Annotated in this window: 24 protein-coding genes; 2 read left to right on the top strand and 22 right to left on the bottom strand. The window is 31.6% G+C overall.

Features of this window, described 5'->3' with window-relative positions; genetic code table 11:
• The 16 genes from NHE85_RS02235 to recR all read right to left on the bottom strand — a co-directional run bounded on the left by NHE85_RS02235 (position 1) and on the right by recR (position 16,833).
• On the bottom strand, positions 1-861 hold the full coding sequence (locus NHE85_RS02235; RefSeq protein WP_252809262.1) for a glycosyltransferase family 2 protein: 861 nt from the start codon (positions 859-861) through the stop codon (positions 1-3).
• Positions 862-2,121: a hypothetical protein gene (locus NHE85_RS02240; protein WP_252809264.1), complete on the bottom strand. Its 1,260-nt coding sequence runs from the start codon at positions 2,119-2,121 to the stop codon at positions 862-864. It abuts the gene before it with no gap.
• Entirely contained in the window at positions 2,121-3,323 is a 1,203-nt protein-coding gene (locus NHE85_RS02245) for an O-antigen ligase family protein (RefSeq protein WP_252809267.1), read from the bottom strand. The genes NHE85_RS02240 and NHE85_RS02245 overlap by 1 nt, the downstream gene beginning before the upstream one ends.
• Positions 3,324-3,462: 139 nt before the next feature.
• The gene (locus NHE85_RS02250; RefSeq protein ID WP_252809271.1) at positions 3,463-4,659 is read right to left on the bottom strand and encodes a glycosyltransferase family 4 protein; all 1,197 of its coding nucleotides are present in this window, start codon (positions 4,657-4,659) and stop codon (positions 3,463-3,465) included.
• A gap of 8 nt (positions 4,660-4,667) precedes the next feature.
• Positions 4,668-5,840, bottom strand: coding sequence for a polysaccharide pyruvyl transferase family protein (locus NHE85_RS02255; protein WP_252809273.1), 1,173 nt, complete (start codon positions 5,838-5,840; stop codon positions 4,668-4,670).
• Positions 5,841-5,842: 2 nt separating this feature from the next.
• Positions 5,843-7,237 carry a lipopolysaccharide biosynthesis protein gene (locus tag NHE85_RS02260; RefSeq protein ID WP_252809275.1) on the bottom strand — a complete coding sequence of 465 codons (1,395 nt, stop codon included), beginning with the start codon at positions 7,235-7,237 and terminating at the stop codon, positions 5,843-5,845.
• A gap of 85 nt (positions 7,238-7,322) precedes the next feature.
• Positions 7,323-7,829, bottom strand: a complete 507-nt coding sequence (locus NHE85_RS02265) for an ArsR family transcriptional regulator (protein WP_252809277.1) — start codon at positions 7,827-7,829, stop codon at positions 7,323-7,325.
• A gap of 97 nt (positions 7,830-7,926) precedes the next feature.
• Positions 7,927-8,796: a glucose-1-phosphate thymidylyltransferase RfbA gene (gene rfbA, locus NHE85_RS02270; protein WP_252809279.1), complete on the bottom strand. Its 870-nt coding sequence runs from the start codon at positions 8,794-8,796 to the stop codon at positions 7,927-7,929.
• A complete protein-coding gene (rfbD, locus tag NHE85_RS02275; RefSeq protein ID WP_252809281.1) occupies positions 8,793-9,659 on the bottom strand; it encodes a dTDP-4-dehydrorhamnose reductase in 867 nt (288 codons plus the stop codon). The genes rfbA and rfbD overlap by 4 nt, the downstream gene beginning before the upstream one ends.
• A complete protein-coding gene (rfbC, locus tag NHE85_RS02280; RefSeq protein ID WP_252809283.1) occupies positions 9,660-10,208 on the bottom strand; it encodes a dTDP-4-dehydrorhamnose 3,5-epimerase in 549 nt (182 codons plus the stop codon).
• Positions 10,208-11,263 (bottom strand): dTDP-glucose 4,6-dehydratase, encoded by a 1,056-nt coding sequence (gene rfbB / locus NHE85_RS02285; RefSeq protein WP_252809285.1) that lies wholly within the window; start codon positions 11,261-11,263, stop codon positions 10,208-10,210. The genes rfbC and rfbB overlap by 1 nt, the downstream gene beginning before the upstream one ends.
• 18 nt (positions 11,264-11,281) lie before the next feature.
• Positions 11,282-12,289, bottom strand: coding sequence for an NAD-dependent epimerase (locus tag NHE85_RS02290; protein WP_252809287.1), 1,008 nt, complete (start codon positions 12,287-12,289; stop codon positions 11,282-11,284).
• Positions 12,290-12,296: 7 nt separating this feature from the next.
• On the bottom strand, positions 12,297-13,691 hold the full coding sequence (locus NHE85_RS02295; protein ID WP_254004408.1) for a UDP-glucose 6-dehydrogenase: 1,395 nt from the start codon (positions 13,689-13,691) through the stop codon (positions 12,297-12,299).
• Positions 13,692-13,828: 137 nt separating this feature from the next.
• Positions 13,829-15,100 carry a nucleotide sugar dehydrogenase gene (locus NHE85_RS02300; protein WP_252809289.1) on the bottom strand — a complete coding sequence of 424 codons (1,272 nt, stop codon included), beginning with the start codon at positions 15,098-15,100 and terminating at the stop codon, positions 13,829-13,831.
• A gap of 18 nt (positions 15,101-15,118) precedes the next feature.
• Positions 15,119-16,108 carry an SDR family oxidoreductase gene (locus NHE85_RS02305; RefSeq protein ID WP_252809291.1) on the bottom strand — a complete coding sequence of 330 codons (990 nt, stop codon included), beginning with the start codon at positions 16,106-16,108 and terminating at the stop codon, positions 15,119-15,121.
• 104 nt (positions 16,109-16,212) lie between these two features.
• Positions 16,213-16,833 (bottom strand): recombination mediator RecR, encoded by a 621-nt coding sequence (gene recR, locus NHE85_RS02310; protein ID WP_252809293.1) that lies wholly within the window; start codon positions 16,831-16,833, stop codon positions 16,213-16,215.
• Positions 16,834-16,947: 114 nt separating this feature from the next.
• Between recR and NHE85_RS02315 the strand changes: the two genes are divergently transcribed.
• Positions 16,948-18,453, top strand: a complete 1,506-nt coding sequence (locus NHE85_RS02315; protein ID WP_252809295.1) for a sodium:solute symporter — start codon at positions 16,948-16,950, stop codon at positions 18,451-18,453.
• On the opposite strand, the gene NHE85_RS02320 is transcribed toward NHE85_RS02315, so the two are convergent.
• Entirely contained in the window at positions 18,440-18,808 is a 369-nt protein-coding gene (locus NHE85_RS02320) for a CoA-binding protein (protein WP_252809297.1), read from the bottom strand. The two genes, NHE85_RS02315 and NHE85_RS02320, sit on opposite strands and share 14 nt — an antisense overlap.
• Positions 18,809-18,995: 187 nt before the next feature.
• A complete protein-coding gene (locus NHE85_RS02325) occupies positions 18,996-19,454 on the bottom strand; it encodes a gliding motility lipoprotein GldH (RefSeq protein ID WP_252809299.1) in 459 nt (152 codons plus the stop codon).
• Between the two features lie 213 nt (positions 19,455-19,667).
• Between NHE85_RS02325 and NHE85_RS02330 the strand changes: the two genes are divergently transcribed.
• On the top strand, positions 19,668-20,300 hold the full coding sequence (locus NHE85_RS02330) for a MarC family NAAT transporter (RefSeq protein ID WP_252809301.1): 633 nt from the start codon (positions 19,668-19,670) through the stop codon (positions 20,298-20,300).
• A gap of 60 nt (positions 20,301-20,360) precedes the next feature.
• On the opposite strand, the gene NHE85_RS02335 is transcribed toward NHE85_RS02330, so the two are convergent.
• The 4 genes from NHE85_RS02335 to NHE85_RS02350 are packed head-to-tail and all read right to left on the bottom strand — an operon-like array spanning position 20,361 to position 23,465.
• Positions 20,361-21,602, bottom strand: coding sequence for a sulfate adenylyltransferase subunit 1 (locus NHE85_RS02335; RefSeq protein WP_252809303.1), 1,242 nt, complete (start codon positions 21,600-21,602; stop codon positions 20,361-20,363).
• A gap of 2 nt (positions 21,603-21,604) precedes the next feature.
• Complete coding sequence (gene cysD / locus NHE85_RS02340) at positions 21,605-22,510, bottom strand: sulfate adenylyltransferase subunit CysD (protein ID WP_252809305.1); 906 nt, start codon at positions 22,508-22,510, stop codon at positions 21,605-21,607.
• A gap of 3 nt (positions 22,511-22,513) precedes the next feature.
• Entirely contained in the window at positions 22,514-23,233 is a 720-nt protein-coding gene (locus tag NHE85_RS02345; protein ID WP_252809307.1) for a phosphoadenylyl-sulfate reductase, read from the bottom strand.
• Complete coding sequence (locus NHE85_RS02350) at positions 23,202-23,465, bottom strand: DUF2061 domain-containing protein (RefSeq protein WP_252809309.1); 264 nt, start codon at positions 23,463-23,465, stop codon at positions 23,202-23,204. Before NHE85_RS02350 ends, NHE85_RS02345 begins: the two co-directional genes overlap by 32 nt.
• Between the last annotated feature and the right edge of the window lie 17 nt (positions 23,466-23,482).

The raw sequence follows: 23,482 nt of genomic DNA on the forward strand, positions 1-23,482 counted from the left end.
TTAATATAAGTTATATTTATTTTTATAATTTTCTAAAAATTTTAAATCTGATTCTGAAATTTTGACTGTATTATTTATATCTCTGTATGCTACACTTTTTAAATATATAGAAGGAAAGATAAGAAGAATTCTCAGTGCTATCTTCTTTAGAATAAGCCCTATATTAATGATAAATTTTTCTTTTAATGATAGGTTTATAATCTTTTGTTTAAATATTCTCTTTATGCTTATCATATGACTATCATGCATAAATATTGATTTTCTTAAATTAATCTCCCTATCTTCGAAATACAGCATCAATATTTTATCTGAATAAAATCCTTTAAAATTATTAGAAAGAGTTACCATAGGCAATAGATCTTCGCCAGCCCTCATAGTTTCATCATATCCAACATTGGTAGACTTTTTAAAAGCTAAGGTGGGATGTACGAATGATTTATAAAGTTTATTCTTGTAAAAGCTTCTTACTCCTTTTATTTCAAAATTATTGCGTACGACTAGCGCACATGATGCAAAAAAATCATAATTCTCAACTACCAAAGAGTTATAAATTAAATACAATCTTTCCGGAAGATATAAATCATCTATATCCCAAATAACAACAATATCAGTATTACAGTTTTTTAAACCTAAATTTCTTGCATATCCTCTGCCCATATTTATTTCATAAGAAATAATTTTAATTCGTGGGTCATCTATTGCGTTTAAAATCTCTAAAGAATTATCAGAAGAGCCATCATCTACAACTATCCATTCCCAATCAGTAAATAACTGATTAGAAAGACAATCATAACTTCTTGTAATATAATCACTACAATTATATGTAGGTGAAAGTACTGATAGGATGGGCTTTCTATTCATCTATTTTAACATATTATAATATCTTGTAGATACGTTTTTTATATTGTATTGTTCTAAAATTTCAATAATGCAATTTTGTAATGCATTGTCATCGACTATATTTTCATTTCTTATAAACTCAATTAATTTATCATAAATATAATCTTTATCAATATCATCTCTGAACACATTAAAATTTAGAGGATATTGCTGAAGAATATTTAATGAACTATCATTATTTATACTACATATATTAATAATCTTATGTTTTGACTGAATATAATCCAGTAATTTGCTAGGTTCTTGATAAGGATTATTATTACCTATATTTATCAAAACATCTGCATTAAATATCTCTTCCATCGCAACTTTTTTTGATACCAAACCATGTAGAAATAACTTATTTTTAAGTTCAGTATATTCTTCAAAAATATTTTGACATGAAATCATATTTCCATAAAAATGGAATTCAAAATTATTGTCAGGATATTTTTTATTTAATCTTGAAAAAAAAGACAATGCTAAATCTGGTCTTCTAACATTAAGATTAAGAGTACCAATAAAAACAAATTTAAAATTATATTTGATAGTATTTTCAACAACTAAAGGTACTGGCACATAAATATTAGGATTAATAACAATCTTAGAATCAAAATCGTCAAAACACTTAATATATTTATTTTTAACATTACTAGTCAAAACTGAAATGCTATTTGCCTTTTTAAAAACTTTTCTTTCTATATAGCGATTTAATAAGCCATAAATTTTATAATTATTAACTGCTTTGGAATAACAGAAAGGATCAATTGTATCAGCTATCCAGTTAAAATCATTTTTCATCCTTAAAGAATATGCTATTAAATGATCTGTAAAAGGCCAAGACACAGAGATGACATTTGAAATTTTATATTTATCTATTATTTTCTGAGCTAAGTGTCTCCCTGAAAAAAACCATAAAAAAGCAAAATCTGGCCAATATAATTTTGATAAAATATACTTATTTATAAAATGTAATAATTTTAATTTAGTTTTTTTTATATCGGTTACACTATTAGTAGAATTCTGATTTTTAACCTTTAAGCTCGCACTCATTGGTGTTCTGTGAATATGAATATCATCTATCACTTCATATTCAGATTCAAAATTTCTTGAAGGTGTAACCACATGAATTTCGCAATTATACTCTTTTTGCCAATAATCTAAAACGTTTTGCCACCGGTAAGTATTAGGACTTATATATGGAACAAAATCATAAGTTATAATTAAAATTTTTTTTTTCATTACTGAATTTCATTATATGAATTACGAAATCTATTATTAATATTAAGTCCATAAAATAAAAGTATGGAAAACAAAATTGAGTACCGCAAATCTTCATTACTAAACATTAACAAGAAAACTAATAAAGTACCTAACCGAACTACAATATTGGAAGAAAATATTTTAGTAAGTCTTAAAAAACCAGTTACCACTGCTGTAAACATAAAAATACCATATGTTGCTAAAATATTGAAAAGAGTATTTGTAGAAAGGCCGTCGGCTCTCATAGAGTACCCATATAGCATTCTGGAATGATTTAAATAGTTTTCATTATAAGAGGATAAGCCAACGCCGAAAAAAGGCGATTGCAAAAAAATTGACCATGGAACTTGAACTGAAGCATATCTGGCCATAGCACTCTCATGATTTTCTGAAGCAGAATCAAATTTGTTTAAGGTAGCTTGAAATAATTCATAATTAAAAGATACATATAAACCTATTACAACAAATAATAGAGTAATATAAAAAAAGGATTTAAAATTTCTGTTTTTTAGAGTATATAATAACATTATAATAGAACATATGAGAAATCCAGCAGTAGATAAAGTTGTAAGTAAAGTTATTACATATATAAAAAGATATTTTTTATTTGGTATATTTTTATATAAAAGTTCTACCAAAATACCAATATTTATAAAAATCATAAAAACACCTGGTTCTCGAAATATTCCCGTATTCCTACCCGTATTTAAATAATGACTGTAAAAAATTAAGTTAATGTACTCTGTTCCTTCACTATTTGATAATACCGGAAAGTAATAAAGTAAACCTGGATTGATTACAAACAGTAAAAACAAACAAACACATGATATACATAAGTAGTACAAAAACTCATTATATATCTTCATAAGTAATGCTAAATCTACCCTGCTTGCTACAACATATCCAAACATTAAAGCTAGAAGTTGTACAACATATCCTAGCGAAAAATCAAAATTATATATTATTGTTAATAAAATAAATATAGTCAAAGTTACTATCCATACTTTCCACTTAAGAGGAGAAAATAAAGGTTTATATTTTAAAGAAAAATATATCATAAAAAAGATATAGATTGCCTGAATGATTCCCAATAAAAAATTATTAGCAGCGGCAAATGTAATTGCATCAATGTTTATATAGAAAATTAAAAACACTATAATATAAACTATCTTATGCCTCATCCAATTATATCTTATTTTTTAAACATTTATACATATTATGCTTATTATGACGCTATTTGTTATAATTAACCCTAGCCAATCGTTGATAAATCCTCATCATTTGTTCTAAATTCAAAATCTTATTATGTCTTTAACATAATTAATAAAATTCATGTAACAATTCATTAATGATAAATGTAATGCTTCTTTGTTTTTTTCTTAAAACAGAATAAGTTTCATAACTTCCAAACACTAAATTATCGTACAACTCTCTAGGCATTTTTGCCATTTGATTTATCTGGTATGCCAATGACTGAGAATTTCCATTGAGAAAAGTAAGACCATTATTCTCATTAACAAATTCTGCCATTCCCACAACATCAGATGCTATGACTGGAACTTTTAATGAAAATGCTTCTAAAATAGGTAAGGCCGCATGAGGTTTTGAAAAAGGGCAAATTAAAGCAATACTTTTTTTATAAAAATAAAATACATTATCTGTCATTCCTATATCTATAATTTTATCAGAGGCATTAAGTTTTATTTTCAAGTCTTTAATTCTATTAAAGTATGGATCAAATATTCTTCTTAAGAGTTGCTTAATAAAATTAGAGCTATAAATTACTTTACCGCCAAGAAAAAAAATTTTAATATTTTCATCAATAAAAGGTAATGAATTAACTAATTGTTCAAATCCTTTAATTCTATATTCACCACCTAAATAGATAAAGTATTTAGTATTATTATCAATTAAAATGTCCAATTTTTCATCCCTTCTATTTAAAACAACCGGATCATAAATTATTTCTGTTTTATAAAACAAGTTAACTCTATTAGCATTATCTTTTGTTATTGCTACTATTTGATCACAATTTTTTTTTATTGTATTTCTTATAATATTATATCTAATTTTAGTTTTACCATAAGAAAGTGGCTCCCTTACATGAATAAGAGTTTTAATATTAAGTTTTTTTGCTGCATATGCCCAATCAGATAAAAAAGTAGAATTTAAGTAAATTAAATCTTTATTTTTACTGAATAATCTCAACTCCTTCACAGAGAAATAATATTTACTTAGTAAAAATGTTATTAATGATTTTAAATTTAATAATCCTTCAATAACATTAAAATAACTTGCATCACTATGCACAAACAGCGAATAGTGCTTTTTATAAAATTTACTTTTTGAAACAATTACTTTTATGCCTTTATCTTTTAAATAATCAACAGCTACACTATCAAAAACTGCAAATACTTCAACTTCAAATTTTTCTTTAAGTTCATCAATGATACCTAATAACGCAATTAAACCCCCTCCTAAACCTGTTCCATGATGTATTATTAAAATTTTTTTCATGCCTAAGCTTATAATAAATTACCTTTAAATACGGTATATTTTAATTCTAGATTTTTCTTTTGCATATTGCTTAACATATGTAAATCAGTAGATTCATTAAAAATAATTTCACAAACTTTTTCAGTATTTTTAGAAAATTCTTTCATAGAAAACATTTTATATTCAGAATTAGTGACCTTTCCAAAACCTAAAATTTTATTTTGCCACTGAATACCTAAAAATGGCAACAATCTATTTTGTGCTAATATCATTGAATGCATTCTACCTCCAACAAGAAAATTAATTCTATCATACAACATTACTAATTCATCTATGGAGGATATATGTTCTACCTTAACATTATCAGACTTAATATTATCATTAACAATACTAATTGATTCATAATCCATTAATTCAGTCGAAAATAAAATTATATTTGTGTTTTTTTTCTTAATAAGTAATTTAATAAGTCTTTCCACACCTTTCAAGTAGACATTGAAATCTTGCTTGTTATTAAAGCACATAGATCCTAAAACACAAATACCAATTTGTAAAGGAATGATGCTCTTAATTCTACTTATTTTTTCAATACCATTTAAAAAAACTGGATCTACAGTCAATTTTATCTTTTCTTCATCAACAAATTTCGACGCAATTTGCTTTGAAATTTCATCTCTTACAGATATCCCTTTGACATTTTTAAAACTTTTTTTTAAAATTTTTATACTTTCTCTATATTTTAAAGGTCCTACTCCCACATACATAAAATAAAAGCTTTTATCATAATGACTAATTAAGTCGATATACTTCTTAATAATATAAGGCCATGTAATTGATAAATCCATTATCATATTACCTCCGGCAAAAATAACAACATCTGAATTGCTTAAATCAGATTTAAATTCTTCATTGTTTGACCAATTTTTTTCAATTTTAAATTTCCAAATCAATAATTCATAATACTTATCCCCTATCAACTTTCTAAATATATTCTTAAACAACGATATTTTCTTTTTTCCTACAGCATTTAGCAGCGTTATTTGTTTTGGATCTTTTGTTTTAACGATCCTTTTGCAAGTTGTAAAATTGTATTTAAGTATATTATATCCTTTTGCTTCAACTAACTTATCTATACAAGAACTTAATTCAATATCTCCTAAATTACCACTTTCGTAAAAACTTATAACAATAGCTTTTTTCATAATTAACTGGTTAACGATTTCAAATACATTATAGACTTTAAAAGTAAATCTTTATTAATTATAAGAAGTAAAGTTATAACGAAAAAAAGATTGGCAGTCACAATAGTGAAATTAAAATAATTGAGTATAGACGTAAAAACGAATAATATTAAATATCTTAAAAAAGATTTCATCGGAAATTTAAATGTAAAAATGTTTTTTGTATGATATAATCTTATCATCATTACAGTAAAATATCCTATGCAAATTGCCAGACCGGAACCATGTAATCCAAATTGTGGAATTAATATAAATGAGGATCCAACAGTCACGACTCCTCCAAAAACACTACTGAAAAAAGCTCCTGAAGTTTTTTTTGAAGTAAGATAACCTGCTCCATAGAAGCTTGCTAATGAGCTAAAAATAACACTTAAAAGTAAAACCGGTGTATATTCCCAAGCTGAAAAAAATTCTTCACTTACAATTCGGGATAATAAAATTTTATTTAAGGAAACAATAAGTATTGATATAGAAAATAATATTCGGATGTACTTATCTAAAACAACTTTATAATAAGTATTTCTATCATCGTCTTGATGAGTTGTTATAGCTCTTTCCTGCCATGCCAAAAAAAATATATTAACAAATATAATTAAGATTGAAGGCAGCTTATAGGCAATGGCAAAAACACCATTTGCCGCAGCTCCTAAGTACAACAATATTATATATCTATTAGCTGAAGAAATAGCCCACCAATTTAATGAGTTAGGAACAAGAGGTAAAGAATAACGAAGCAAATCTTTCGCAAAAACCAAACTTATTTTCTCGTTATCATAATACTTATAAAGTCCATTCCCAAAAAGCAATATCAAAGTTGAAATGAATAGTGCAATTATATTTGCATAAATCAGCCCTACTATCTTTAATTTGATAACCGTTAAAAAAAATATACCTAAACCTATATAAAGGCCCGTATTTATTACTCCATTTAATACATAAGATTTATTATCACCTTTACCTCTTATACATTGTAAAAAAAACAGATTAAAGGATTGAAGAAAAACCAGTATATAGATATATAAAATATTATTAGTCGGTATGAAATAATTATATAAGAATATAATTATTGAAAAACATAAAAGCGATATTAGTATAATTACAGATATTGTAGAAAAAATTTTTGAAATATTTTCTACAGACTGATCATTAAGCAACCATCGCAATGCAGAATCTGACAACTGAAATGAAACAAATGGGGTAAGTAAGTTTATCGCTATTAAAAGTAAATCAAACTCTCCTAATTCTTGCGTTGTAAGATAAAATGTCACAAAGAATACCAATACAAAACTCATTACCTTTGATGATAAATTACCTACGGCATATAACAAAGTGAGGCTTGCTAAACTTTTCTTTTTCAATTTCTCTTATTATTAAACATTATCTTAAATATAAAAAGCAGTTTTATATTTAATTATGAATTTTCGTCTTTAGTTTTATTTATTTTTAAGTTCTTCCAAAAACTATTAAACCTTGTTCTATTTCTTTATTAGATGAGGCAAATAATACTTCCCTATTAATTATCTTTTCTATTTTTATAGCTAAATTTTCCAAATAACTATTATCCAAATTATCCCCTACTACTACAACTTCAATTTTGCCTGTATCAATTCCGTTAGCATAGTCGCCTATAAGTACTATTTGTCTTACATTCCCCATACGCCCCAAAACTTCTTCCACAATCGTATCTAAACCTAAATACTTTCTAACAATATTTTGTAGTGGTAAAAATAACGGATGGCTTTTATTTGCTCTATACCTAATTTTATTACTTACATTTTCTTTTTCAAGATAACCGGCATCACTAAGATTATTAAGCTCTTTTCTAATAGCATTGGTGGACTCATTAAATTCATTTGCCAACCCTCTTAAATGCCCTTCATTGGCGGCATTTATAAAAAATTTCACCAAGAGTCTTAATCTGGTTTTAGAAGTAATAATTGAATCAAGCATTAATAAACTTTTCAAATCGCGCCACAAAAGTACTCATTAATTTCAATCCTGCAACCAGATTTTGTAGGGAAGTACGCTAAATTTAAGTTAATATATTTTAAGAAATATTATTTTCTAAATCCTGTAAATTAATGCCATAACCACTTTTTATTAATGGTTGTGTTATTTTTATCAATTTTTCCTTAGTTATAAATCCCATTTCATAAGCAACACCTTCAATAGCGCCTATTTTTAATCCCTGTCTTTCTTCAATAGCTTCAACAAACTGTGATGCCTGCATTAAAGACTGGAATGTTCCTGTGTCAAGCCATGCAGTTCCTTTATCCAAAATGCTGACACTCAATTTTCCCTGCTCCAGATATTTTTTATTTATATCTGTAATTTCCAATTCACCCCTACTGCTTGGAACAATATTTTTAGCTATTTCAATCACATCATTGTTATAAAAATAGATTCCCGGAACCGCATAGTTAGATTTGGGTGAGACTGGCTTTTCTTCAATGGAAACAGCTAACTTTTTTTCATTAAATTCAACAACGCCATATCTTTCAGGATCCTTAACGTGGTAAGCAAAGATCACCCCTCCGTCCGGATTATTATTCGACTGCAATAAAGCTGCTAAACCCGTACCATAAAAAATGTTATCACCTAATATAAGAGCAACCTTATCCTTTCCAATAAAATTCTCTCCAATAATAAATGCTTCTGCTAAACCTTTAGGTTCTTCCTGTATAGCATATTCAAAACTACATCCTAAACGGCTACCATCACCTAAAAGTCTCTTAAAGGCGGGCTGATCATGAGGGGTTGTAATTATAAGTATTTCTCTTATACCCGCAAGCATCAGAACTGATAACGGATAATAAATCATCGGTTTATCATATACCGGAAGTAATTGTTTACTTACTGATATAGTCAAAGGATATAATCTTGTTCCAGATCCTCCTGCGAGTATAATTCCTTTCATAAGTTTATTTTTTTAATACATTTTTCAAGACTAGTTGTCCAATGTGGTATCTCTATTCCAAAAGTATTTTTAATTTTTGCCTTACTCATTACCGAATATGCCGGCCGTTTAACAGGGGTAGGATAATAGTCAGAAGTTATAGGTCTTAAATCTATTTTAATATTACTTAATCTAAATATTTCAAACGCAAAATCATACCATGAAGATACACCTTCGTTACTGTAATGATAAATACCATATTTATCAGAATCAGATTTTATAATACAAAAAATTGTTTCAGCAAGATCTCCGGCATAAGTTGGAGTACCAACCTGATCGTAAACTACAGATAACTCATCTCTTTCAGCTCCTAACCTAAGCATTGTTTTAAGAAAATTATTCTGGTATTCAGAATAAAGCCAACTGGTTCGCAGAATAAAATAATTTTGCATTTTTTGCTTTACCAATTTTTCGCCTTCTAATTTAGATTTTCCATAAACACCTGTTGGTACCGTTTCTTCTTCTTCAGTTAAAGGAACGGGAATTATACCTTCAAAAACAAAATCAGTAGAAATATGTATTAAAGTTATATTTCTTTCGCTACACATAGCTGCGATATTTCCAACAGCCCTGGCATTGACTGCAAATGTATTTTCGCTATCAGTTTCTGCCTTATCAACTGCAGTGTAAGCTGCACAATTTACGATATAATGTGGTTGATAATGATCACATACTTTTTTGAGATTTGACTCATTCGTTATATCGAGATCTGTCGAACTTAAATATGTATATATGTGGCCGCCGCCATAGTGATGTTCAAGAGCTTTTATACAATTACTTAACTGCCCATTCCCCCCTGTAACTAATATCTTTTTTACCATCATCTATTTATTGTATGCCTCTGCTAAAGTAGGTAAGAGTATATCCTTATCTGAAAGATTCAGCTTTTCATCAGCTAGTAACCAGTCGATACCTAAAGCCGGATCATTGTAAATAACACCTTTTTCAGATTCCTTATTGTAATAATTATCACACTTATAAAAAAACTCAGCAGTTTCAGAAAGAACAACAAAACCATGCAAAAATCCACGGGGAATAAATAATTGTAAATTATTTTCGGCACTTAATTTAACCGCAACATGTTTCCCGAATGTTGGTGAATTCAATCTAACATCAACGGCAACATCAAGAACTTCTCCTTTTAACACTCTCACAAGTTTAGCCTGTGCGTGATTACCGGTCTGCGCATGTAAACCTCTTAAAACTCCATAAGAAGAATAAGACTGATTATCCTGTACAAACCTTGTTTTTGTCCCTGTCAGTTCCTGAAATCCTGCCTCATTAAAACTTTCAAAAAAGTAGCCCCTTTCATCATGAAATTTACGGGGCTTAATAATAAAACATCCCTCAATATCTGTCTTTTCAATTTCCATTATTTAGTAACATCGTATTGATTATTATAATACTTTTGATACTCTCCTGTGGTTACACTATTTAACCATTCCTGATTAGATAAAAACCAGTCAATAGTTCTTTCAAGTCCTTGCTCAAAAGTAACTGATGGTTTCCACCCTAATTCTTTATTAATTTTAGCAGCATCTATGGCATACCTTAAATCATGACCGGGACGATCTTTAACATAAGTAATTAGTTTTTCAGAAGTACCTGCTTCCCTGCCTAATTTCTTATCCATAATACTGCAAAGCAATTTTACTAGGTCTATATTTTGCCATTCATTAAAACCACCAATATTGTAAGTCTCATGGTTCTTTCCTTTGTGAAAAACTAAGTCTATTGCTACAGCATGGTCTTCAACAAACAGCCAGTCGCGGGTGTATTTACCATCCCCATAAACAGGAAGTGGCTTATTATTAATAATATTATTAATAAATAACGGAATTAATTTTTCAGGAAAATGATAAGGACCATAATTGTTTGAGCAATTAGTTAAAACATAAGGTAAACCATATGTTTCACCGTAAGCCCTTACAAAATGATCAGATGCTGCCTTCGATGCAGAATATGGAGAGTTAGGATTATAGGGTGTAGTTTCCGTAAATAAACCTTCAGCCCCCAGTGTTCCATAGACCTCATCCGTGCTAATGTGATAAAAACGCCTGTCAGTAAAATTATCTTTCCATAAAGAGATAAATGCATTCAATAAATTCATTGTACCCATTACATTTGTTTTCACAAAGGCAAGAGGATCTTTAATTGAACGGTCTACATGTGATTCTGCTGCTAAATGAAGTACACCTTCAAATCTATGCTCTTCAAACAAACTATTAATATGCTCTGCATCTGTAATATCTGCTTTTATAAAAGTATAATTAGGCTCATTTTCAATATCTTTAATATTTTCTAAATTACCTGCATAAGTAAGTGCATCCAAATTATAGATATGTTTATCAGGATAATTTTTTACAAATCGTCTTACAACATGAGAACCTATAAATCCGGCACCGCCGGTAATAAGAATTTTTTTCATTTTCTTTTTTTACAAGAATTATACTTTATAATATCCTCTATACCAATCTATAAAATTATGAACTCCGGTTGTTATATCTGTAAGTGATCTATAACCGAAATCTTTTTCAAGAGCGGAAACATCAGCCCATGTTTTTTCAACATCGCCAGGCTGCATAGGCAGCATATTTTTTATAGCAGTTTTATCTGTATATTTTTCTATTTCGGTAATAAAATCAAGTAATCTCACAGGTTTACTGTTTCCTATATTATAAATTTTAAATAATGATTCTTTATCTTCTTTATTATTTAATAAAGTTGCAGTTACTCCTGTAATTATATCGTCGATATAAGTGAAATCTCTGGATAAATTACCTTCATTAAACACTTTAATAGGCTTATCGTGTAAAATTGCATCAGTAAAAAGAAACATAGCCATATCTGGCCTTCCCCATGGACCGTAAACCGTAAAAAATCGTAATCCTGTAGTTTGTATTCCAAACAGATGGCTATAAGTGTGAGCCATCAGTTCATTGCTCTTTTTTGTAGCAGCATAGATACTTATAGGGCTATCTACATTATCTTCCACTGAAAAAGGTATCTTCTCATTTAACCCATATACACTTGAGCTGCTGGCATAAACCAGTTTTTTCACATTATATGTACGGCAATTTTCAAGAACATTTAAAAATCCTACTATATTACTCTCTACATATGCAAAAGGATTTTCAATGCTGTATCTTACACCTGCCTGAGCAGCAAGATTACATACAGCATCAAGGTTATTTTCTTTAAATACTTCAGAAAGTGCTTCGCGGTTTTCTAAATTAATTTTTATGAATTTAAAATTCTCATTAATTTGACTTTTAACAAGAACTCCTTCTTTTACATCAAAAACCCCTAACTGTTTAAGCCGGTCAAGCTTAAGATTAATATCGTAATAATTATTGATATTATCAAGCCCTATCACTGTGTGCCCTAAAGCCAAAAGCTTTTCACATAAATGATAACCAATAAAGCCTGCCGCGCCAGTTACTAATATATTCATAAGCCTATTATTTCCCTATTTGCTGAAAAATAAATCCAATATTTTTTAATTTATCAGCATCCAGAATATTCCTGCCATCAAATACAAAAGCAGGTTTTTTCATATTATTATAAATTTTTTGCCAGTCATACGTTTTAAACTCGTCCCATTCTGTTAAAACAGCTATGGCATGAGCATCTTTACAAGCATTATAAGGATCATTTAAAACTTCAATCCCTTGCTTGTTTTCTTCAGCAGCTCTTGTACCAAGATAATTTATATCTCTATAAATTATCGACTCTTCTACTTTAGGATCGTAAACCGCAATATTTGCCTGTTCATTCAATAAATCATCAGCAACATAAATTGCCGCAGATTCTCTTGTATCATTGGTGTCCTTTTTAAATGCCCAGCCTAAAAATGCTATTTTTTTACCTGAAACTGTATTATATAATGTTTTTACAATATTTGTTGCAAAACGCTTTTTTTGATGATCGTTCATTATTACTACCTGCTCCCAATAATCTGCCACCTCTTTTAAACCATAAGACTTGGCAATATAAACAAGATTTAAAATATCTTTCTGAAAACAAGAGCCTCCAAACCCTACTGAAGATTTAAGGAATTTAGAGCCGATACGACTATCCATGCCTATAGCGCGTGCCACTTCATTTACATCTGCACCCGTTTTTTCACAAAGCTCAGACATAGCATTAATTGAAGATACTCTCTGGGCTAAAAAAGCGTTAGCTGTTAGTTTAGAAAGTTCGGAAGACCATACATTAGTTGTAAGTATTTTTTCTTTAGGCACCCAGTTAGAATAAACATTAACAAGCGCCTCTATCGCTTTCTGTCCTTCTTCATCTGTATCACCACCTATAAGTACTCTGTCAGGATTTATCAAATCGTCTATGGCAGTACCTTCAGCAAGAAATTCCGGATTGGACAGTATTTGAAATCTTGCTCCGTTACCCGTGTTATCAAGTATATTTTTTATTGCCTCTGCAGTTCTTACTGGCAATGTAGATTTTTCTACAACAATTTTATTGCTTTTTGCAACTGTTGCAATCTGGCGGGCACAAAGTTCAATATATTTAAGATCTGCAGCCATACCTTTACCAACACCATAAGTTTTGGTTGGAGTATTTACAGATATAAAAATCATTTCGGCCTCATCAATTGCTTTTTCTACTTCTGTAGAAAAAAATAAATTTTTGCCTCTTGCAGATTTCACAATTTCAGCGAGCCCCGGTTCATAAATAGGAATATTATTTACATCCTCATCATTCCACGCAGCTATCCTCTCTGCATTTAAATCTACAATAGTAACCTTTATATCCGGACATTTATGAGCAATAACAGCCATTGTAGGTCCCCCCACATATCCTGCCCCAATACAACATATATTTTTAACGCTAATCATTGATTTCCAATTTCACTATATTAGAATTACCTTTAATAATTAAAAAAGATATTTTCTTTCAATTATTAAATCTACAAACTTACAATCTTTTTAACCTTACTTATTTAAGAATACAATTTTATTTTGTTTCGCAGAAACTATAATTTCCCATCGGCTAAATCTCCTAACACGCCTTTAACATCATACAAAACACTATTTCTGCTTCTTAGTTTATTATAATCCAGTGATGTAAATTCTTTATGCGCAACCGCAAGTACAACCCCGTCATATTCTGTATTAGGTAAAGTATTTACTGTTACTAAGCCATATTCATGCATAACCTCTTCCGGGTTTGCCCAGGGATCAAAGATTGTTACAATAATGCCATAATCTGCTAAGGCATTTATTACATCTACAATCCTCGTGTTACGTACGTCAGGGCAATTTTCTTTGAAAGTTATTCCTAAAACAAGTACTTCGGCCCCTTTTATTTCAACACCTTTCTTTATCATGAGCTTAATAAACTGAGAGGCTATATATTCTCCCATGCTATCATTCAGGCGTCTCCCTGCAAGTATGATTTCAGGATGATATCCAACCTGTTGGGCTTTTTGTGCCAGGTAATAAGGATCTACCCCAATACAATGTCCACCAACCAGCCCAGGTTTAAACGGAAGAAAATTCCATTTTGTAGCAGCGGCCTCTAAAACTGCATAAGTATCAATTCCTAAACAATTAAATATCTTTGACAGCTCATTTACAAATGCAATGTTAATATCGCGCTGCGAATTTTCAATAACCTTAGCCGCTTCTGCCACTTTTATTGAAGGTGCTAAATAAGTACCCGCAACAATTACAGATTTATAAAGGTTATTTACTTTTATTGCTGTTTCGGGTGTTGAACCGGATGTAACTTTAAGTATTTTTTCAACTGTATGCTCCTTATCTCCGGGATTTATTCTTTCAGGGGAATATCCTGCAAAAAAGTCCTCATTAAATTTAAGTCCGCTAACACGTTCTAAAACGGGAACACATTCTTCTTCCGTAGCCCCGGGAAATACGGTAGATTCATAAATAACAATGTCGCCTTTTTTAAGCACTTTGCCCACTGTTTCACTGGCTTTGTAAAGCGCTGTTAAGTCAGGTTTATTATTTTTATCTACAGGTGTAGGTACTGTTACAATATAATATACAGAGTCTTTTATATTCTCTATTTCATTTGTACAATATAAACCTTTATCTATAGGCATTTCAGTTACAGCAACATCCTTCAAAGCTTCCTTAGAGATTTCAAGAGTTACATCTCTATGCTCTTTAAGTTCCTCTATCCGGGCCTGATTTATATCAAAACCAATTACAGGATGCTTTTTAGCCATGGCTACTGCAAGGGGTAAGCCTACATAGCCTAAACCAATAATTGTTATCTTCATTTTCTTAGTATAGTTTATTTAGGCTTCTTTTAAATTATCCCAATACCAAACCACAGCTTCTTTTAATCCTTCTTTAATAGAAAATTGCGGATTATAATTCAACAAATCTTTGGCTTTACTTATACTCGCTAAAGAGTGAGGTATATCTCCCATTCTTTCAGTTCCATATAGTACCTCAACGCCTTTAATTGCTTTATCATACTCTGTCAAATATTGCTTTAGGTATCCTATAAGCTCTTTTAAGGTCGTCCTTTCCCCAAAAGCGGTATTATAAACTGTGTTTACTGCGCTATTATTCTCAGTCAGCATTGCCAGCTCGTTCATATGTACAACATTATCAATATAGGTGAAATCACGTGAGTAACTACCATCGCCATTTATAACAGGGCTTTCATATTTCATAAACTGCATTACAAATTTAGGTATTACAGCAGCATAAGCACCTTCAGGGTTCTGTCTTCTGCCAAAAACATTAAAATAGCGTAAACCAACAGTTTCTATACCATATGTTTTACTAAAAACATCAGCATAAAGCTCATTTACATATTTTGTAACGGCATAAGGGGAAAGAGGTTTCCCGATTTTATCCTCCACTTTTGGCAAAGCTTCAGAATCTCCGTAAGTAGAGGAACTGGCGGCATAAACAAATCTCTTAACACCTGCATCCCTGCTGGCAGTAAGCATATTTAAAAACCCGCCTACATTTACATCATTACTCGTTATGGGATCTTTAATTGAACGGGGAACAGAACCTAATGCAGCCTGGTGCAATACATAAGTAACTCCTTCAACTGCTTTTCTGCAATCCTCAAAATTTCTTATATCGCCTTCTATAAGTGTAAAATCGGGATTTGATAAATGATGCTCAATATTTTTTCTGAAACCAGTTGCAAAGTTATCAAGACATATCACTTCGTATCCTTTAGAAAGAAAATAATCGCATAAGTTTGAACCTATAAACCCTGCTCCTCCTGTGATAAGAATCTTTACTTTTGAACTGATACTCATTAAATTATAATTAATTCTTAAAATTTATGGTGCAAATATAGATACTATATTTATTTAATCTATACTTAACAGGGGGTATATTAACAGGAATTTCACACTGTACTCTAAGTGTTTTTTAAAGAATTTTCAAACGGAACACGATGAAGTATGCTTCTGCCTAAAGTTACCTCATCAGCAAACTCAAGCTCATCTCCTACTGCAATTCCTCTTGCAATGGCCGATGTAATAATACTGTAGTCTTTTATCTGTTTATAAATATAAAAATTAGTGGTATCACCCTCCATTGTAGAACTCAATGCAAATATGAGCTCTTTTACAGCACCGGTTTTTACTTTTTCTACAAGGGTAACAATATTAAGCTGTCCTGGGCCAATACCATCTATAGGCGATATTTTTCCTCCGAGTACATGGTACACACCCCTAAAAAGATTTGTGTTCTCTATAGCCATAACATCCCTGATATCCTCCACAACACAAATAACAGAATGATCTCTGGAGGTATTGGCACATATCTGGCAAACCTCAACATCACTTATATTATGGCATTGCCTGCAAAATTGTATTTCATCACGCATTTTTTGCAGTGCCGAAGCCAGCAACTGTGTTTGTTCTGACGGCTGCTTTAATAAATGAAGAGCCAGCCGAAGAGCCGTTCTTTTTCCTATACCCGGTAATTGGGATATTTCGGCCACAGCCCTTTCTAATAGTTTTGAAGACATTTCCATAGTACAGCAAAGGTAATAAACAAGCAGGAAATTGCATTTTATAACTATACAAATTTAGGTGACTATAGCTTTTTGTAATATTTTTTAGTTGCTTTGTAATTCAATCCTTTTATTATGCAACCAATAACCATTCTATCTATAATAATAGTCTATTTCGGAATACTTATTCTTATTTCAAGAATGGTAAGTAAAAAAGACAGCAGTAACGATACGTTTTTTAAGGCAAACAAAAACTCCAAATGGTACCTGGTTGCATTTGGCATGATAGGCACCGCACTTTCGGGAGTAACATTTATTTCAGTTCCGGGAGAAGTAGGCTCACCAAATGGAGAGCAATTTAAATATTTCCAGTTTATTCTGGGTAATGCTATAGGTTTCATAATTATTGCTAAAGTATTACTGCCCCTTTACTACAGACTCAATTTAACTTCTATTTACGGTTATATTGAAGAAAGGCTTGGCTATTACAGCTATAAAACATCTGCTATGATATTCCTTATTAGCCGAACTATAGGTTCTGCATTCAGGCTATATCTTGTTGTAATTGTTTTGCAGCGTTATGTATTCGATTCTTTTGGAATACCTTTCTGGGTTACTGTACTAATTTCTTTATTGCTAATTTTTGCTTATACCTATAAAGGAGGATTAAAAACCATTATAATTACCGACACTCTACAAACCTTCTTCTTAGTATCTTCAGTATTTTTCACCATTTACTTTATTTGTGATAGTCTCGGTCTTAGTTTACCGCAGGCATTTGAAACTGTTAAAGAAAGCGGTTACTCTAAAATATTTTTCTTTGAAGATTTTATTGGCAGCAGATTTCATTTTGTAAAACAAATACTAGGGGGAATTTTTGTTACAATAGCCATGGTTGGGCTCGATCAGGACTTAATGCAAAAAAACCTAAGCTGTAAAAATATAGGCGAAGCCCAAAAAAACATGTTTACGTTTACAGGCATATTTGTTATAATAAACCTTTTCTTCCTGGGTGTTGGGGCTTTACTGTACATTTATGCTAACAAAAATGGAATAAGTGTGCCTACAGATCCGCCGGGTAATCCGAGAACAGACCTGCTGTTTCCTGAAATAGCTTTTAATTATCTCACCCTTATACCATCGGTTATATTTTTATTAGGGTTAACCGCAGCTACCTTTGCAACTACCGATTCTGCACTAACAGCTCTTACTACATCATTTTGCGTAGATTTTTTAGGAATGGATAAAGAAGTAAATTCCGGAAAAACCAATATGGTAAGAACAAGGCACATGGTACACGTAGCTTTTTCTATATTAATGTTTTTGGTAATTATAGTTTTTAATGCTTTAAATGATGCTTCTGTGGTTAGTATGATATTTAGAATTGCATCTTATACCTACGGTCCTTTATTAGGCTTATACAGCTTTGGATTATTTATGAAAAGCTATAGCATAAAAGATAAGTTCGTGCCTTTTATATGCATAGCATCTCCATTAATAACGCTATTCATTAGCCTGAATTCGTCTAAATTTTTAGGCAATTATGTTTTCGATAATGAGTTGATTATCGTAAATGGGTTAATCACTTTTGTATTGTTACTATGTGTAAGCAGTAAAAAGCAATTAATTAAAATTGATTAGTAGAAAGCATAACTAGTGTACACGCTACTTCTATTTCAATATCATTCTTTTTTAGAAGATCATATAATTCAGGATTTTCAGTTCCCGGATTAAAAATAACACGATCAGGCTTAATGTTTACAATATAATCATAGTATTCCTTTTGATTCATAGGATTAAGGTATAGCGTAACCGTATCAACATTTTCAGAAGCAGGCTTTTCCTTTGTTATGACAACGCCATCAAGTTCTTCTTCTTTCCTGCCAACGGCTACAACCGGATGCCCGAATCGCTGCAGCATTTTTATTGCTTTATAAGAATATCTTGCCGGATTAGTAGATGCGCCCAGCACCAATGTTTTTTTCTGACTGCTCATAACTTAGTTTTTTATCAAATTTATTCAAAAAAGAATAATTATACCCGTTCTTTATATTTACCCTAACATTTAAACAACTATTTGTTTAATTGGCAAAAGTCCGTTACAATAAACACAGTACGAAAAATCGTTTAAATATGAAAAATCCCGCTCTACGCGGGATATATTATTATTATTTCATGTTTTTTTAATCTTCATGCTCTACACTTATCCCAACACCTAAAACATTAGCCAGGTAAGCGTATGCAAATTTATTTTCTACCGAAACTTTATAAGTCCCTTTTGGCAGCCTCACTCCTTGCTTAAGGTCTGTATACAAGTCACAAATATCTCCTGAACATTCTGAAAGATCATTACCATCTTCATCCTTAAGCTGTAAATTCATATATATATTTTCTTTTTCCCCGGAAGGATTTTCTATAGTTACAGAAACAGGAACAGTGCTATACTGAGGTTCATACACATGAGAAAACAAGAGTTTAATATCTCCCGATTCTATATCCTTTTTTAGTGTAAATTCAAATTTCTTAATATCAGTTGCCTGCCATTGCTTTTCCATAAAATCCTGATTGACTTCTTTAAAAACTACTGTTTTTTGGCAGGAAAGAACGATAAACATTAAAAATAAGAGTAATACTTTTTTCATAATTAATGATTTTAAATTAATTGTTGTTTATCCAGTATAAATAACTAATACTGATTATATTACTAATTTAATTAAAATTTTAACATAAATATATATACTACTTAACAAAATTATTTTTTAATTCCTATTTCGCTAATAACAGCTGAATTTAATGATTTAGAAAAACCAGCAAGATATTAAAACTATACCTTTGCCCTATATACCAGACAGTTTATGGAATTATTTATTTACATTTTTGCAGCACTATTTTCAGTTATAAACCCATTAGGAGCCGTTCCTATTTTTGTTGGTCTAACTATGGATGACAGTATGGGCGAACGCTCGCGCATATCATTTTGGGCCGCTATAAATGTTTTTATAATACTTATAATATCTTTTTTTATAGGTCAGTATGTACTAGCATTTTTTGGCATTAGCATAGATGCCTTAAGAATAGCAGGAGGGTTTATTATTGTAAATTCAGGTTTTTCACTTTTAAGTGGTAAGTTTAAAAAAACCAGGGGTGTAAACAAAAAAGTAGAAAACGATGCCCAAAACAGGAATGATATTGCCCTTACCCCACTGGCAATACCTATGCTTGCCGGGCCAGGCTCAATATCTTTACTTATTGCAATGTATCAGGACTATAAAGCGCTGGATCAACAAATTATTGCCTGCCTGGCTATGTTTGCCGTAGCTCTTGTAATATTTTTAATGCTTCGCAGTGCTCATTACCTTTCAAGAATATTAGGAGCTTCAGGTATTGTAGCAATCTCAAGAATTATAGGATTTATTGTTATTGCTATTGGCGTGCAATACATAAGCAGTTCTGTTGTAAATATTCTTAAAACTATACCTTTTAATTAAAAAAGGCTGCACTATGGGTAGTACTGCCTTACAACAAACTATATAAATATCTAATGAAATTTATTCTGTAAATCCTACGGCTACAGTATTATTAGACTGCGCGTCGATCAGGATAAAAACACCATTTAACCTGTTTTTACTAAAAGCATCTAAAAAAGCCGGGACTGCAGTTTTTAATTGTACTCTGGCAATATCATTAAGTCGTAAATTATCAGTATCAATAATTTCTTTCGGATTTTCAGGCGGAATAATGCCTTCTATTTGCTGAAGTTTACAAGGTACTGTTCTTGTGCCAGCCTGTAATATATACCTGCCTGATGGTATGGCTGCTTTTTCATCCATCCATACAAGTGTGGCTGTAATATCTTTGGAAAGAAGTTTTTTATCTTCTTCTTTTACAAGCATCACACCCCGGCTTATATCAACATCATCTTTCAGTCTTAATTGTATGGAAGCTCCTGTTTGTGCTGAAACTAGTGTCTCTGTAAATTTCCTGATTTCTGTAACAATGCTTTTTTGTCCCGACGGCAATACAGTTAGTTCATCTCCTACGGCAACAGCTCCGCTTATTATCCTACCGGCATATGCACGATAATCTGTAAACTCTGTGTTTTGCACATGCAATACCTGTTGAATGTCTATTCTGAAATCTTTAGTTTCTGTACCGGACGGTATAATTTTATGAAGTATACCAGATAGCGTATCTCCTTTATACCATTCGGTATTTTTAGAAGCCTCAACTACATTATCGCCCTTAAGGGAACTTATAGGCAAAACATGCACATCGGGTTTATACGTAAATTGCTCCGTCATTTTATTGATACCCGAAGCAATAGAAAGAAATACATCCTCACTGTAACCCACAAGATCCATTTTATTAATACAGAACACCACCGTTTTTAAGCGTAACAGGCTGCTAATAAAGTAGTGTCTGAAAGTTTGTTCCAGTAAGCCTTTACGGGCATCTATAAGTATTATAGATACTTCCGAATTTGAAGCTCCTGTAACCATATTTCGTGTATATTCCACATGGCCGGGGCTATCGGCAATAATAAATTTTCTTTCGGCAGTAGAAAAATAAATATGAGCAACATCTATAGTTATCCCCTGTTCTCTTTCTGCTATGAGTCCATCTGTAATTACCGAAAAATCAAGATCCTCAAGTCCTTTTTCTTTTGTCTTTCTAACTATCAGTTCTTCCTGCTCTATGGTAAGTGCATGACTATCGTTAAGAAATCGTCCTATCAGCGTGCTTTTGCCGTCGTCAACACTACCGGCAGTATTAATTCGTAGTAAATCCATAATTAGAAGTATCCTCCTTTCTTTCTTTGTTCCAGTGCCGCTTCCGATCGTTTATCATCAATTCGTGCCCCGCGTTCAGAAGATTTAGAAGATTTATTTTCATATATAATATCATTAATTGTTGATGCTTCCGAAATAAAAGCTGCTGTACAGGTCATATCTCCCACAGTTCTGAAACGCACGGTAGTTTCAAAAAATTCATCGGTATCAACCAGGTTAAGGTATTCTGAATGAGCCAGAAAAGCCCCATCCCTTTTTACCAGTTTACGCTGATGCGCAAAATAAATTGTTGGCAGGCCAATGCCTTCCTGAGCTATATAATTCCACACATCTTCTTCTGTCCAGTTACTTATCGGAAAAGCCCTTACATTTTCGCCAAAGTGTATTTTACCATTTAAAATATTAAACAGTTCAGGCCTTTGTTTTTTTGCATCCCACTGGCCAAAATCATCGCGTACAGAAAATATACGCTCCTTTGCCCTCGATTTCTCTTCATCACGTCTGGCACCTCCCATGCAGGCATCAAAACCAAACTCTTCAATAGCATCTAAAAGTGTAACTGTTTGCAAAGCATTACGACTTGCATGTTTACCGGTTTCTTCCTGAACCTTTTTTTGGTCTATACTGTCCTGAACATAACGTACTATAAGCTCAACATCCAACTCTTCAACCAACTGATCTCTAAATGCTATAGTTTCCGGAAAGTTATGCCCAGTATCTATATGCAGAAACGGAAAAGGTATCTTTGCCGGATAAAATGCTTTTTGCGCCAGACGTGCCAGTGTAATAGAGTCTTTTCCTCCTGAAAATAACAGTACCGGTTTTTGAAACTGAGCTACCACTTCGCGTATTATATATATGCTTTCATCTTCCAGCATTTGCAAATGTGTTTGTATGTGCTGTGTCATTTATTAATAATTTTTATCAGAATGTATATGTAAGCCGCACTCTTTTTTTCCGTTTTCCCACCACCAGCGTCCGGCTCTGAAATTTTCACCTTCGGCAAGCGCCCTTGTACACGGTGCACAGCCTATGCTTAAATACCCTTTTTTATACAGGCTGTTAATGGGAATATTATGGATATGTGTAATATGTTCTATTTCTTTAAGTGTATAATTAAGTAAGGGGTTAAACTTTACCAATTGGTTAGTTTTATCCCATTCCAGAAACTGCATTCCTTCACGATTTTGCGACTGTTCTGCCCTAAGTCCGGTAATCCATAACGATGCCCCTTCAATCGCTTTCTGAAGTGGCTTAACTTTACGTATGTGGCAACATTCCTTACGATTTTCAATGCTGCTATAAAATCCATTAATCCCGCGGTTGCTCACATAAGCAGCTATGTCTTGTTCATCAGGAAAAAAAGTATTAATTTTTAATAAAGGATATTTATTCTGCGTACGTTGAAAAACCTCATAGGTTTCATTAAACTGCCTGCCCGTATCGAGGGTAAATACCTCAACATTGTTTGCATGCGGAGCAATAAAATGTGTTATAACCTGGTCTTCTATGCCAAAAGATGTAGAAAATACTTTTTTGCCTTCAATAGCAGTTATTACTAACGCCAAAGCTTCGGCAATTGGCAGATCAAGCAATATTTTATTTAGATACTCTAACTTCTGTTTCTCCATCTTTTCTTGTTATTCTGGCCCACGCCCTTTCATGTAAAAAATACAGGAACATCTTAGAGAATACCTCAAAACCGCCAATTGATACAGCAATTTTTACATTGCCAGTCAGTAAAAATGATATTATCATTGTATCTATAGTTCCCACCATACGCCATGTAACTGCTTTAATGGCAGATATCTTAGGGCTATCTTTAAGTGAGAAACCTTTTTTGGGCTTTAGTAAATCAATCATGATACTGTATTGATATT

The organism is Flavobacterium sp. NRK1 (assembly GCF_024054175.1).
GTDB lineage: Bacteria > Bacteroidota > Bacteroidia > Flavobacteriales > Flavobacteriaceae > Flavobacterium.

What these genes read in the sequence shown, in the direction of transcription:
- NHE85_RS02235 (WP_252809262.1), bottom strand. Translation starts at nt 861, where the DNA reads ATGAATAGAAAGCCCATCCTATCAGTACTTTCACCTACATATAATTGT.
- NHE85_RS02240 (WP_252809264.1), bottom strand. Translation starts at nt 2,121, where the DNA reads ATGAAAAAAAAAATTTTAATTATAACTTATGATTTTGTTCCATATATA.
- NHE85_RS02245 (WP_252809267.1), bottom strand. Translation starts at nt 3,323, where the DNA reads ATGAGGCATAAGATAGTTTATATTATAGTGTTTTTAATTTTCTATATA.
- NHE85_RS02250 (WP_252809271.1), bottom strand. Translation starts at nt 4,659, where the DNA reads ATGAAAAAAATTTTAATAATACATCATGGAACAGGTTTAGGAGGGGGT.
- NHE85_RS02255 (WP_252809273.1), bottom strand. Translation starts at nt 5,840, where the DNA reads ATGAAAAAAGCTATTGTTATAAGTTTTTACGAAAGTGGTAATTTAGGA.
- NHE85_RS02265 (WP_252809277.1), bottom strand. Translation starts at nt 7,829, where the DNA reads ATGCTTGATTCAATTATTACTTCTAAAACCAGATTAAGACTCTTGGTG.
- rfbA (WP_252809279.1), bottom strand. Translation starts at nt 8,796, where the DNA reads ATGAAAGGAATTATACTCGCAGGAGGATCTGGAACAAGATTATATCCT.
- rfbD (WP_252809281.1), bottom strand. Translation starts at nt 9,659, where the DNA reads ATGATGGTAAAAAAGATATTAGTTACAGGGGGGAATGGGCAGTTAAGT.
- rfbC (WP_252809283.1), bottom strand. Translation starts at nt 10,208, where the DNA reads ATGGAAATTGAAAAGACAGATATTGAGGGATGTTTTATTATTAAGCCC.
- rfbB (WP_252809285.1), bottom strand. Translation starts at nt 11,263, where the DNA reads ATGAAAAAAATTCTTATTACCGGCGGTGCCGGATTTATAGGTTCTCAT.
- NHE85_RS02290 (WP_252809287.1), bottom strand. Translation starts at nt 12,289, where the DNA reads ATGAATATATTAGTAACTGGCGCGGCAGGCTTTATTGGTTATCATTTA.
- NHE85_RS02295 (WP_254004408.1), bottom strand. Translation starts at nt 13,691, where the DNA reads ATGATTAGCGTTAAAAATATATGTTGTATTGGGGCAGGATATGTGGGG.
- NHE85_RS02300 (WP_252809289.1), bottom strand. Translation starts at nt 15,100, where the DNA reads ATGAAGATAACAATTATTGGTTTAGGCTATGTAGGCTTACCCCTTGCA.
- NHE85_RS02305 (WP_252809291.1), bottom strand. Translation starts at nt 16,108, where the DNA reads ATGAGTATCAGTTCAAAAGTAAAGATTCTTATCACAGGAGGAGCAGGG.
- recR (WP_252809293.1), bottom strand. Translation starts at nt 16,833, where the DNA reads ATGGAAATGTCTTCAAAACTATTAGAAAGGGCTGTGGCCGAAATATCC.
- NHE85_RS02315 (WP_252809295.1), top strand. Translation starts at nt 16,948, where the DNA reads ATGCAACCAATAACCATTCTATCTATAATAATAGTCTATTTCGGAATA.
- NHE85_RS02320 (WP_252809297.1), bottom strand. Translation starts at nt 18,808, where the DNA reads ATGAGCAGTCAGAAAAAAACATTGGTGCTGGGCGCATCTACTAATCCG.
- NHE85_RS02325 (WP_252809299.1), bottom strand. Translation starts at nt 19,454, where the DNA reads ATGAAAAAAGTATTACTCTTATTTTTAATGTTTATCGTTCTTTCCTGC.
- NHE85_RS02330 (WP_252809301.1), top strand. Translation starts at nt 19,668, where the DNA reads ATGGAATTATTTATTTACATTTTTGCAGCACTATTTTCAGTTATAAAC.
- NHE85_RS02335 (WP_252809303.1), bottom strand. Translation starts at nt 21,602, where the DNA reads ATGGATTTACTACGAATTAATACTGCCGGTAGTGTTGACGACGGCAAA.
- cysD (WP_252809305.1), bottom strand. Translation starts at nt 22,510, where the DNA reads ATGACACAGCACATACAAACACATTTGCAAATGCTGGAAGATGAAAGC.
- NHE85_RS02345 (WP_252809307.1), bottom strand. Translation starts at nt 23,233, where the DNA reads ATGGAGAAACAGAAGTTAGAGTATCTAAATAAAATATTGCTTGATCTG.
- NHE85_RS02350 (WP_252809309.1), bottom strand. Translation starts at nt 23,465, where the DNA reads ATGATTGATTTACTAAAGCCCAAAAAAGGTTTCTCACTTAAAGATAGC.